This is a genomic window from Sphingomonas sp. SRS2, from assembly GCF_000971055.1.
In the GTDB taxonomy this organism is placed as follows: domain Bacteria; phylum Pseudomonadota; class Alphaproteobacteria; order Sphingomonadales; family Sphingomonadaceae; genus Rhizorhabdus.
The window spans coordinates 1-10,975 of sequence record NZ_LARW01000155.1; the positions used below are offsets into that span (position 1 = coordinate 1).

11 protein-coding genes and 1 pseudogene are annotated in these 10,975 nt (G+C 59.7%); 1 reads left to right on the forward strand and 11 read right to left on the reverse strand.

The genetic code is table 11. The features are described from left to right. Window positions 1-91: 91 nt before the first annotated feature. From WP12_RS22265 to WP12_RS22305, 9 genes and pseudogenes are all read right to left on the reverse strand, one after another. A complete protein-coding gene (locus tag WP12_RS22265) occupies window positions 92-361 on the reverse strand; it encodes a hypothetical protein (protein ID WP_046195849.1) in 270 nt (89 codons plus the stop codon). Then, on the reverse strand, window positions 358-1,020 hold the full coding sequence (locus tag WP12_RS22270) for a hypothetical protein (protein WP_007015588.1): 663 nt from the start codon (window positions 1,018-1,020) through the stop codon (window positions 358-360). Before WP12_RS22270 ends, WP12_RS22265 begins: the two co-directional genes overlap by 4 nt. A gap of 373 nt (window positions 1,021-1,393) precedes the next feature. After that, window positions 1,394-1,735: a monovalent cation/H(+) antiporter subunit G gene (gene mnhG / locus WP12_RS22275; protein ID WP_039858646.1), complete on the reverse strand. Its 342-nt coding sequence runs from the start codon at window positions 1,733-1,735 to the stop codon at window positions 1,394-1,396. Beyond that, window positions 1,732-2,013: a K+/H+ antiporter subunit F gene (locus WP12_RS22280; protein WP_007015586.1), complete on the reverse strand. Its 282-nt coding sequence runs from the start codon at window positions 2,011-2,013 to the stop codon at window positions 1,732-1,734. Before WP12_RS22280 ends, mnhG begins: the two co-directional genes overlap by 4 nt. Further along, window positions 2,010-2,492, reverse strand: coding sequence for a Na+/H+ antiporter subunit E (locus WP12_RS22285; RefSeq protein ID WP_007015585.1), 483 nt, complete (start codon window positions 2,490-2,492; stop codon window positions 2,010-2,012). Before WP12_RS22285 ends, WP12_RS22280 begins: the two co-directional genes overlap by 4 nt. After that, complete coding sequence (locus tag WP12_RS22290; protein WP_041565056.1) at window positions 2,489-4,111, reverse strand: monovalent cation/H+ antiporter subunit D; 1,623 nt, start codon at window positions 4,109-4,111, stop codon at window positions 2,489-2,491. Before WP12_RS22290 ends, WP12_RS22285 begins: the two co-directional genes overlap by 4 nt. After that, window positions 4,108-4,449 (reverse strand): Na+/H+ antiporter subunit C, encoded by a 342-nt coding sequence (locus WP12_RS22295; protein ID WP_007015583.1) that lies wholly within the window; start codon window positions 4,447-4,449, stop codon window positions 4,108-4,110. Before WP12_RS22295 ends, WP12_RS22290 begins: the two co-directional genes overlap by 4 nt. After that, on the reverse strand, window positions 4,449-7,382 hold the full coding sequence (locus WP12_RS22300; RefSeq protein WP_007015582.1) for a monovalent cation/H+ antiporter subunit A: 2,934 nt from the start codon (window positions 7,380-7,382) through the stop codon (window positions 4,449-4,451). Before WP12_RS22300 ends, WP12_RS22295 begins: the two co-directional genes overlap by 1 nt. Before the next feature lie 379 nt (window positions 7,383-7,761). Beyond that, a pseudogene (locus tag WP12_RS22305) lies at window positions 7,762-9,040 on the reverse strand (SLC13 family permease). Between the two features lie 253 nt (window positions 9,041-9,293). Here WP12_RS22305 and WP12_RS23710 point away from each other — a divergent pair. Further along, window positions 9,294-10,022, forward strand: coding sequence for a hypothetical protein (locus tag WP12_RS23710; RefSeq protein WP_125962555.1), 729 nt, complete (start codon window positions 9,294-9,296; stop codon window positions 10,020-10,022). 246 nt (window positions 10,023-10,268) lie between these two features. On the opposite strand, the gene WP12_RS22315 is transcribed toward WP12_RS23710, so the two are convergent. Together WP12_RS22315 and WP12_RS26130 are read right to left on the reverse strand one after the other, a co-directional pair. Further along, a complete protein-coding gene (locus WP12_RS22315; protein WP_007015577.1) occupies window positions 10,269-10,583 on the reverse strand; it encodes a type II toxin-antitoxin system RelE/ParE family toxin in 315 nt (104 codons plus the stop codon). Window positions 10,584-10,585: 2 nt separating this feature from the next. Continuing rightward, entirely contained in the window at window positions 10,586-10,738 is a 153-nt protein-coding gene (locus WP12_RS26130) for a hypothetical protein (RefSeq protein ID WP_007015576.1), read from the reverse strand. Window positions 10,739-10,975: the final 237 nt, after the last annotated feature.

Genomic DNA, 10,975 nt, shown 5'->3' on the forward strand with positions numbered 1-10,975 from the left:
TTTTGGCATTGGGCCCTCGGCGCTGACGGAGGCCATGGGCATGCTCAACCACCATTTCGCAGCAGCCGCCTGATCGGCGCAGAGCGACAGCCTACCTCTGACTGCCGCCAATCTTTGCAACAGAGCCGTAGATGTCGCCTTGGCCGTCATGGTGATTGGAGGTCTGGCGCAGGAAATCCGTCGTCGCCGGCACGCGCGAACTCGACCCAATACGCATGTCGAGGCCGCAATCGAGGAAGAATTGTTCGATCTTCGGGCCCGAGCGATAAATGCCGATTGCCGGGCTATTGTCGTTGCCCGCGCCGCCGGTGATCGTGTCGACCAGTGCCTTGATGACGAAGGTAGAGAATTTGCCGCTCATGGCTTGGTTGCCAGGAGAGCAAGGACCGATTGCTTTCCATCCATCCAGGCGGCGGCGATCTGGCTTCGCCAGGCGATCATGTCATGTATCCGCTGATAATCGTCGTCGATGTTCCGCGTGAACACTGGCTCATGATGCGCGATCCGGTTGCGCAGCAGCCGGATGATACGCAGATCCGCATGTGCTGTCGCACGGCACTGCGCGATGGTTTGAGCCGGCGGCGCACCTGGAAAGCAAGCGCGGAAATGCGCGTTCCATATGCGACTGTCCTGCCCTGCGGTGAAGAGGGTTTCCCAGAACGCGAATTTGAGTTCGGCGATGACTTTGCCCGTCGTAGGCAGGCTGGCTGCGCAGGTTTGCAGGTCGATTGCGGGGTTGTAGCGGAACCGGCCTTTGGGGCGAGGCAGGCTTCGGATGAAGCCGTTATTCCAGGGCCAATTTGCGCCGTGGACGCGCTCGATCGCTTCCGCAACGCCATTCCGGACCGCGACCTCGCATACCTGAAGCGGTACGATCAGGGCCGCGGAAAGGTCGAGATTCCATTCGTAGAGTGCGAGCGCCTGCTCCCGATCGTTGCCCATTGCTTGCAGATAGGTTGCAAAGCGGGGTGCAGAGATGACGATTGGCAGTTCGTGTATCTCGTCCTGGGAAAAGGGCAATGTAGGCGTCCTGTCGGAGGCTATTGACGATCCCGTCAACAACCCTATATAGAGAAGGCTGGCATTGAGAACGCGGGCTTACGCCCCCCCTCATTGCTTAAGGATATCGAAGGCCCGCCGTAAGGTGGGCCTTTTTTTGTGCCAAAACGTGGAGCGAATCGGCCCGAAAGGCAAGTGCAACCTAAGCCCAGATCAATCCAATATATATTGGATCCAGAACCGGGCGGGTAGCGCGGGGTAAGGAAGCCCGATACTCAAGAGCGTGCGCATTACAGAATCGGTCGATGCAACGGCGCCGCTCGTTTCGTGAGATGATGCCCCTTCTATCGTCGTATCGGCCAAACCGCTCGTGAGCACACGGAGGAGCGGGACGCTATTCTTTCGGAACATCGGTCTCGCCTGCCCTGCGGTCCCGATACAATGCGGCTCGCGCTAAGAGCATGAGGGTAACCGGCGTCGTCAACGTCACGAATATGCCGATCAGGATTTCATGCACCACAGGCCGGGATTGCAGCACTGAAAAGCAGGTGATCGAGGCGACCAGAATGCAAAGCGTGCCCAGCGTAGGACCTAAAGTGGGGGCGTGAACTCGCTCGTAAAAGCTGCTCAGCCTGATCAAGCCCAAGGTGCCCACCAAGGTAATCAGCGCACCTAAAAGCACGAATATCCCGACTATGAGCGCGGCCCAGAGCGGAAGTTCGGGCGCTTGGATCATTCGATTACTTCTCCGCGCATGAGAAACTTGGCGAAAGCCACCGTTCCTGCGAAACCCAGAAGTGCAATGACAAGGGCCCCTTCGAAAAACAGCGTTCGGCCGGTCTGTATGCCATAGGTGAGAAGCAGGAGCATCCCTGCGAGGTAGAGCGCATCGAGTCCCAGAACCCTGTCCTGCGCTCGCGGCCCGCGCATCACTCGAAAAGCTGCGCAGCCCATGGCGAGGCCGAGGATGATCTGCGCCGCGGTAATGGCCAGAGCCAGGATCAACGTGTTCAACCGAATATCTCCGTCAGAAGCGTCTCGTAGCGGTTCTTGATGAGCTCGATCCATTGCGCTTCGTCCACCAGATCGAGGACGTGGATCAACACGATCTTGTTGTGGGCTTCGTGCTGCAGCCACAAGGTGCCCGGTGTCGCGGTGATGATGATCGCAAGTGTGGCCAGCGCATAAGGGTTATCTAGCTCGATCGGCAGACGGATGAAGCCGGACTTCCGTTCGGACGGTCGAAAAAGGACGATACGGGCTACGGCGATATTCGACCTCACAATGTCCGCAAAAACGATGGCGGTGAGCTTCATCAGGGCCTTGCCAAACCGGATACGCGGCCGTGCGGGCGCGAGGGGCAGCATGACGCGCGAGAGCAGGATCGCGATCACCGCTCCGAGCAGAATATGACCAAGCGAGAATCCGGTCAGCAGCACCCACATGCCGAAGATCGCGGTTGCAAGCAGGGGAAATGGTAACAGGCGCTTCACGATGGGTCCTCGCCGGCGCGCGGGGCGGAGCGGACGATATCGATATAGCTTGAGCGGTCGGCGAGTGCTGCAGCGGTGGCCTCCATGTAGCGATACAGGGGCCCGGCTCCCACCATCAACGCCAGGCAAGCGGCGAGCAGGACACCGATGGGCGCGACTTCGATCACACTCAGTCGAGCCGGAGAATCCTCTCCGGGTGTCCACAGCAGATCGATGCCGGCCCGGGTCATGGCTATTAGCGTGGCCAGGCCGGAAAGGATGATGAGAGCGATGAGGATCCATGCGGCAGGTTCGATGATGACGTCATCGAACAGGGCATCGATGATCGCGAATTTCGCGATGAAGCCCGACAGGGGCGGCAGTCCGGCAAGGAGGAGCGTGCAGAAGATGAATCCGCCGCCCAGGATCGCGATAGTGCCAGGAATGACCACGCCGATTTCGGTTTCTTCCCCCACCACCGCGCCGGTATATTCGTCGTCGAACACCGGTTCGGCGATACCCGCGATGATGTCTTCCTCGTCCGCGTTGCGTTCAACGGGCTCGATGATCAAGTAAAGCGCGCCCACCGCGAGGGTCGAACTCACGAGGTAGAACAGCAGTGCTGCGGTCAAAGCCTGGCCACCCAGGCCGATAGCCGCCAGCAGCGTCCCCGAAGAGACCAGCACGTAATGACCTGCGACGTGTGTAAGTGAGCGGGTCGCAAGGATACCCAGCGTGCCGAATAGCATTGTCGCGAAACCTGCCCAGATCAACCATTGGTCGGCGAACCCCGCTGCGTCGCCCGATGTGTCGTCAAACATCAGCGAAGTCAGGCGCAGGACGATATAGATGCCGACCTTGGTCATGATTGCGAAGATGGCCGCGACTGGCGGTGCCGCCGCGGCATAGGTGCGCGGCAGCCAGAAACTGAGGGGCCAAATACCCGACTTGACGAGAAACGCGACGCCAAGGATCGCGGCACCGGCTTCCAGCAGCATCAGATCACTGGCCGGCACCATCGGGATCCGCGACGCGAGATCAGCCATGTTGAGTGTACCAGTCACAGCGTAGATTATTGCCACCCCGATCAGGAAGAGTAGCGATGTTGCGATGTTGATAGTGATGTAATGAAGGCTCGCCTTCGTCCGTTCCGCGCCCGAGCCATGCAGGATGAGACCATAGGAGGCCGCCAGCAGAACCTCGAAGAAAACGAAGAGGTTGAAGATATCGCCGGTGAGGAAGGCACCGTTCACTCCGGCCACCAGTAGCAAGAACAGCACGTGAAACCTCGGCCCCGAGCGGTCCCAGCGCGCCAAGGCATAGAATAACGCAGTGAACCCGAGTACGCTCGTGACGAGCAACATCAGGGCTGCAAGCCGATCCGCGACCAGCACTATTCCGAAGGGAGCAGGCCAGTTGCCGAGAAGATAGGCTCCTGCAGGACCGGTGTCACCGATAGCGAGGCGACCGTCGGCCTGCCACAGAAGCAAGGCTGCAATGACGACCAGCCCGGCCATGGTGGTCAGACTGAGCACCCGCTTCAACGCCCGCCGCCGCTCGTTGAATGCAAGCATGACGGCGCTGACCGCCATTGGCAAGACGATCGGGGCGATGATGAAATGCTGCATCCAGCCTGTCATTGATCGTCCTCCTCGCCGTCTACATGGTCTGTTCCGGTCAGGCCTCGTGAGGCGAGCAGGACAACCAGGAGAAGCGCCGTCGTCGCAAAGGAGATGACAATCGCCGTCAGAACGAGAGCCTGGGGGACAGGGTCCGCGTAGAGCGCGGGGTCGGCGACCTCCTTGCCGACGATCGGCGGTGCGTCCATACGCAACCGACCGGCTGCGACGATAAACAGGTTAACCGCGTAGGAGAGGAGCGAGAGGCCCAGCACGACCTGGAAGGTGCGGGGCCGGAAGAGGAGCCAGAGCCCGGAGGCCGTCAGGAAGCCAATGGCAAGTGCGAGCACGACCTCCATCAGGCGGACCTCTCCTGGCTGTCGCTGTCAACCGGAGAGCTTGTCGCCGATCGGCGTGCCGCTGGCGTGCGGATGGATTGGTGCGCGAGCGCGATAAGGATCAGAACGGTCGTACCCACCACCACAGCGAAGACCCCGATGTCGAACAGCAGAGCACTGGCGATGGGGATCTCGCCGATGATTGGCAGATCGAGATAGCTGGAGTGCGTCGTCAGGTAAGGGTAGCCGAATAACCAAGCGGCCGCGCCGGTCGCAGCTGCGCACAAAAGTCCGGCAGCGATCCAGCGAACCGGTTGCACATGAAGCCTTGCCTCAACCGATCGAGTTCCGTTGGCCATGTAGAGCAGGATGATTGCAATCGATGCCGTAACCCCGCCCGCGAAGCCGCCACCAGGAAGATTGTGGCCACGGGCCAGGAGGTAGAGCGCGCAGGTCAATATGAACGGAAATAGCCATTCCATAATGACTCGCGGCACAAGCAAATAGTGTTCGGCGGTATCCCCAAACGCATTGTCGTCATGGGCGTCATCGAAGGCATTCTGCACCTTCTGCTGGTCGGGTAATTCGATGCTCTCGGCGGCAGGGCGGAACCGCCGCAAGAGCGTGAACACCGTCAACGCTACGATGGCCAGCACCGTTATCTCGCCCAGCGTATCGAAGCTTCGAAAATCGACCAAAATCACATTGACAACATTGGTCCCGCCACCGCTCGGATAAGCCCGCTGCATGAAGAAGTCCGAAATACCGCTCGGTGCAGGGCGAGTCATGATCGCGTAAGCGATTGCCGCCACGCCGACGCCGCCCATCACGGCCAGTACTAGGTCGCCGCTGCGGCGGACGCGCACCTTGAAAGGGACCTGATCGTCACGCCAGAACTCTGGGAACCGCTGAGGCAGCCACCGCAATCCCAGCAACAGCAAGACCAGCGTCACGATCTCCACAAGCAGTTGGGTGAGGCCAAGATCAGGAGCTGACAACCAGATAAAGCTGATGCAGGTCGAAAGACCGGCGACCCCTACCATGGCGAGCGCGGCGAGGCGGTGGAATTTGGCTTGAATGGCCGCGCCGATCGCCGCCGCGCTGCCCAGCAGCCAGAGCACGGCGAAGACCGGATCGAGTAGGGTGGGGCCGAGCGTGCCGAAGCTATAACCAAGCGAAAGAAGGGGCAGGCCGCCTGCTGCGATCGCGGTGACGACCAGAAGGCGCAACTGGACCTGTTGTCGGCTTGTACTCACCAGTCGATAGGCAGCACGCGCTCCATCGATGAGGGCTGCGAGCACAACCTCGAACGTTCGTCTGCCCTTCAGCCGGCCAATGATGGGGGGACTGGTCATGGTGTTGAGGCGACCACCAAAGAGCCGGTAGAAGGTTACTCCTCCGACGAGCGCTATCGTGCTCATGAGCAGAGGCAAAGTGAAGCCGTGCCAGACGGCCAGGCTATAGGCGGGCGTCCTGCTGCCCAGCACAGATTGCACCGCCATGTCGAGGAAGGGACCTATCGTCAGGGCCGGGATCGTTCCGACGAGAATGCACAAGAGCACAAGAATCTCGACCGGCAAACGCATCCAGTGGGGCGCCTCATGCGGCGTGCGGGGAAGCTCGGTAGGCGGAGGGCCGAAGAAGGCCTGATGGATGAAGCGTAGGGAATAGAAGACACTGAACATGCTTGCCAGTGTTGCGAGCATTGGCAACGCCCAGTCGAGGAATGTGCCGCTGTGCGCCTCGAGCGCCTCGGCCAGGAACATCTCCTTCGAGAGAAAACCATTGAGCAGAGGCACCCCGGCCATGGCCGCGGCCGCTACCATCGCCAGCGTTGCGGTTACAGGCATGTAATGGACGAGCCCGCTCAGCTTCCGAAGGTCGCGGGTTCCCGTCTCGTGATCAATAATCCCTGCAGCCATGAAGAGCGACGCTTTGAAAGTTGCATGGTTCACGGTGTGGAAGATCGCAGCAACGGCTGCGAGCTGACTGCCAAGCCCCAGCAGCAGGGTAATGAGCCCGAGATGGCTGATCGTCGAATAAGCCAGGAGGCCTTTCAGATCGTGCTGGAAGATCGCAGCCCAAGCGCCGACGAGCAAAGTCGTCAGTCCCGCGGTCGTGACGATCAGATACCAGGTCCCGGTTCCGGCAAGGACTGGCCAGAGTAGGATCAGCACATAGATGCCGGCTTTCACCATCGTCGCCGAGTGGAGATAGGCCGACACAGGGGTGGGAGCCGACATCGCGTGCGGCAGCCAGAAATGGAAGGGAAACTGTGCGCTCTTGGTGAAGGCGCCGATCAAAACCAGGATCAGTGTGGGCAGGTAGAGATCGTGGGTACGGATCAGATCGCCGGCCAACAGTACCTTGTCGAGATCGTAACTGCCAACGATCCGACCAAGCAGCAGGAAGCCGATAAGCAGGCACACTCCGCCGGCGGCAGTCGTGATCAGCGCCATTCGCGCGCCATCGCGCGCACTCTGATTATGATGCCAATAGCCGATCAGCAAAAACGAAAAGAGGCTTGTCAGCTCCCAAAAAAACACGATCTGGAGGAGATTGCCCGACAGTACAATGCCGAGCATGGACCCCATGAATGCCAGCAAGAACGAGAAAAAGCGCGGCACCGGATCCTTTGGTGACATGTAATAACGGGCATAGAGTACCACGAGGGCACCGATCCCAAGGATCAGAAGAGCAAAGAGCCAAGAAAATCCGGTAATTCTGAATGTGAAATCGAGCCCCAATGATGGGAGCCAGGGCTCGATGTATCGAACCGTTATGCCGTCGGAGACGGCGTGATAGAAGCCGAACAGAAGCGCCAAGGCGCCCAGCGTGACCACGCCGGCGAGGATCGAGGCCCAGTTTCTTGCGCGCGCTGGCAGGAATGCAGCGACCAGACTACCGAGAAACGGGAGCGCGAGAATGAGGAGAGCGAGTCGCGCATCAGCCATTCGATGGAAAACGTCCTTTGTGGGCCCAAAGCAACCTCATGAGCATTCCAGCCTTTATGGTTGCAATCCGGCCGATGGGGCAAGGCCTCGAACTATCTTTGTTTTCTTCGGCAAAGTGGGCACCGGCCGGCCCTTGGGTGCCAATCCGACTGGCACACGCACCGCGATACTCGCGCACTAGTTTGACGAGCCAGTGGGGGGGCCGCCGACCAGCGCATCAAAAGGGGCGCAGTTCTCTTGCTTTGACGGTTACATTGGCTTCGGCTTGGGCGGCGTGCTGCCGGCCACCAATTGAGACCGTAGACGGACTGCCAAGAGCTGCAGGCGCCTTCGAAAACCGCCTAGGCACCGCTAGAGCCGGATCGTTTCCAACTGTGGCTCAGAACGGAAAGAAACGCTGTATCGCGAGAATCGCCGCGACGCACGTGATCAGGTTGAGCGGTAGGCCAACGCGGACGAAGTCCATGTAACGATAACCTCCCATCTGATAGACGATGACGTTTGTCTGGTAGCCGAATGGGGTGGCGAAGGCGGCACTCGCCGCCATCATCACGGCGACCAGAAACGGACGCGGGCTGACGGCGAGGCTTTCCGCGAGTGCCACCGCAACCGGTGTGATCAACACAGCCACGGTGGCATTGGACAGGAGCTCGGTCAGGACCATTGTCACGAGATAAAGCACGATCAGCGCAATTAGCGGGCTCAGCCCGTAGACGCTGGCGATCAACATCTCAGATGCGGCGTCGGCGAGCCCGCTTTCCTCCATGGCGATACCGATCACCACCATGCCCGCGATGAGAACAAGGATCTGGGGCTTTAGGCCACTATAAGCTTCGTCCGCGGTGATCACACGCAATAGGATAAGCAGCACCGCGCCTGCGAGGGCCGTCGCGGCAATGGGCGCAGCGTTGAGCGCCGCCAGGGAGACTGCGCCGACGAACACCCCCAGTGCGGTCAGGGCCTTGCGCAGCTTAAGCGGGCGTTTCGCCGACCTGGGCGCTGGCGATATGCGATATATCCACCGGTGACACGTCTTCTTCGCGATCTTTATGTTGAAGCAGGCGGCCGCTGATGAGAAACAGGTAGAGTCCACCGACTATGGCCATCGGCAGCCCCACAGGCGTAATCTCGAAAATGCCAAATCGCGGCTGACCAGCGATACGCGCCATGTCGTCGACAAGAAGATTGGTCGAGGTAACGATCAGGGTGCAGCAACCAGTAAGCACGGTGATGTAAGAAAGCGGCATCAAATACCGTTTCGGCGACTGCCGAAGGGCGTTGGCAACGTCGCGGATGACGGGTGCGCCGAGCACGACGATAGGTGTGCTGTTGAGAAAGCAGGAGACCCCGCCGATCATCGAAAGCAGCAGCCAAAGTCCCTTCGGCCCCATCCGTTGGCACAAGGAGACCCCCAGGCTGATGGCCCGGTCGAGAAGACCGGAGAGCTCGAGCGCGTATGCAATGACAAATAGCGAGGCCAGAGCGATGATCGCCGGGCTGGCGAATGCCCCTTGGACTTCTGACGGTCGGACAACCCCGGTCATCAGGAGAATGGCAGCCCCAGTCAGCGCCACGACATCGGCGCGCAGACGATCCCAGATCATCATCACGACAACCCCGGCTAACACCAACAAGGTGAGAACTTGATCTACCGTCATCACAAACTGCCTCGAACGATGGCTTGCACGTGTCAATGATTGGGCTCACCCAGCCGCGTCGATTATGGTCTGGAGAGAACTCATCATTTTGCCTATCAATGGCTGGATGCATGAGCCAAGCCCCAGGACCAGCCGCCTTGTGATTGCCGGCACGCTTGCCGCCACTATGGCAATCGGTACGGCCGGCTACTTTATCGGGCGATCGAGTTCGCCTGGCCCTAGTTCGCCTGCCCTGGCTCCGCAGCAACCGGCCGTGATCGTTACGCCGCGTCCGCCTGAACAGCCCCGCATATTGGGGCGCGCTGATATTCTCACTCTCGGCGATCGTGCGGCCGATGCCTTGGCATCCGAGCGTCCCTTGCCGCAAGATGTCGCCAAGCTTGCGGGACGCCGTTTCGAACTGGCGATCCCTTTCGGCTGCACCGGTCCAGCGCCGAAGGGCGCGGAGCCCCTCTTAAGTTGGCGCTACGATGCTGCAGTCAAGGCGCTGCGTATCAACGTACAGTTGACTGAATGGCAGGCATCGGAATGGAACCTTGCCGATGCGGTCGCCTCATCTCGCAAGATCGAAGGCCTCTGGGTCCGGTGGCCGTGGTCCTCATCGGAAGTCTGCTCGCAAAATGTCGGCCAAGCCGTCGCGACCGATGCGAAGCCCATAACGTTGCCCGGACAGACCCTTGCGATCGGTCTGATCGGACCTTCCGATCTCGCTGGTAAGGAACGGTTCCCACGCGCCTTCGACGCCGTGAAGCAGGTGGAGCCAGATCAACTGAATGCGGCACGCGGCTTCGTGCTGTGGCTGACCGGGCGCGTCGGCAAATTGCCTGATGGTCAGCCAGTTCGCTGTGTTCAGCCAGCAGGTGTCGAGCAAAAGCCGATATGCCTGGTTGCGCTCTCGCCAGAGGAACTGCGGGTCGAGAACCCGCTCTCAGAAGACGTGGTCGCGATCTGGTCGATCGGAGATATTGAGCGAAGAGATTGAGCCATTTGCGTGATCCCGCGCAGAGATTTACCATATCGCAAGTGGCGGTCGATCACTGGGAGGCTCAACCAACAGTCCATGCCGCATCGACGGATTGCTTGGTGATAGGCAGTGCCCCAAGAAATCGGGATAGCTATGTCCGATAAATGGGATTCTCGGACATAGGAATTAGCTCTCAGAGGTTCGTCACGGCAGTTCAGAAATGGTGCGGCGACGACAGATTGACGTGCTTGCGGGGCAGCACGTTCAGGGCGCCATATCATCGCGGAAACGATCCATCTGATGCATGCGCTCATGCAGCACCGAGACGATGCCCACGGTTCCGTCTGACAGGGTCCGCCAGTCGACATAATGATGTTCATGCCGCGCATAAAAGCCATCGACACCGAACTCTGTCGGGATCGCTCGCCATGTGGTTTCACGCCGAGCGATCCGATCGAAGCAATCGAACAGGCCGCGAACATAGCTTTCAGCCTGGGCGTCGCCCCATTTGTCGCTGGTATAGGCAAATATCTCGTCGAGCCGTTGCCCAGCGATCGCGGAAACGCGATAAGCTGCCATGATCAGTTGCGGCGGTTGCGGGCGATCACAGCATCCGCGTCCAACGCGGTGAAGCTGGCTTCGGGCCCATCGAATGCCTGGGTCAACTCGGCCTTGAGACGTTCGAACCGTTCCGCTTCAAGGCGCTCCTTGTCCCGGCGAATGAGATCGCACACATATCCGCTGACATTTTCGTAGCTGCCATCCGCGCCGACATTGGCCGCAACGAAATCGCTCAGCGCGCCGCTGAGCCGAACATTAAGCGTAACGGGTTTGTTAATCGTCGAAGTCTCCTGTGCAGATATTATTCAATATTGTGGACGGTATCAAGACCTCCGGGACGAGGATCGGCGCTTGCGGCCACCTCCCCTGCCCTTACAAGAAATTCTTGAAACTTTCATATTATGGAATCA

What these genes read in the sequence shown, in the direction of transcription:
- WP12_RS22265 (WP_046195849.1), bottom strand. Translation starts at nt 361, where the DNA reads ATGAGCGGCAAATTCTCTACCTTCGTCATCAAGGCACTGGTCGACACG.
- mnhG (WP_039858646.1), bottom strand. Translation starts at nt 1,735, where the DNA reads ATGATCCAAGCGCCCGAACTTCCGCTCTGGGCCGCGCTCATAGTCGGG.
- WP12_RS22290 (WP_041565056.1), bottom strand. Translation starts at nt 4,111, where the DNA reads ATGACAGGCTGGATGCAGCATTTCATCATCGCCCCGATCGTCTTGCCA.
- WP12_RS22295 (WP_007015583.1), bottom strand. Translation starts at nt 4,449, where the DNA reads ATGGAGGTCGTGCTCGCACTTGCCATTGGCTTCCTGACGGCCTCCGGG.
- WP12_RS22300 (WP_007015582.1), bottom strand. Translation starts at nt 7,382, where the DNA reads ATGGCTGATGCGCGACTCGCTCTCCTCATTCTCGCGCTCCCGTTTCTC.
- WP12_RS22315 (WP_007015577.1), bottom strand. Translation starts at nt 10,583, where the DNA reads ATGGCAGCTTATCGCGTTTCCGCGATCGCTGGGCAACGGCTCGACGAG.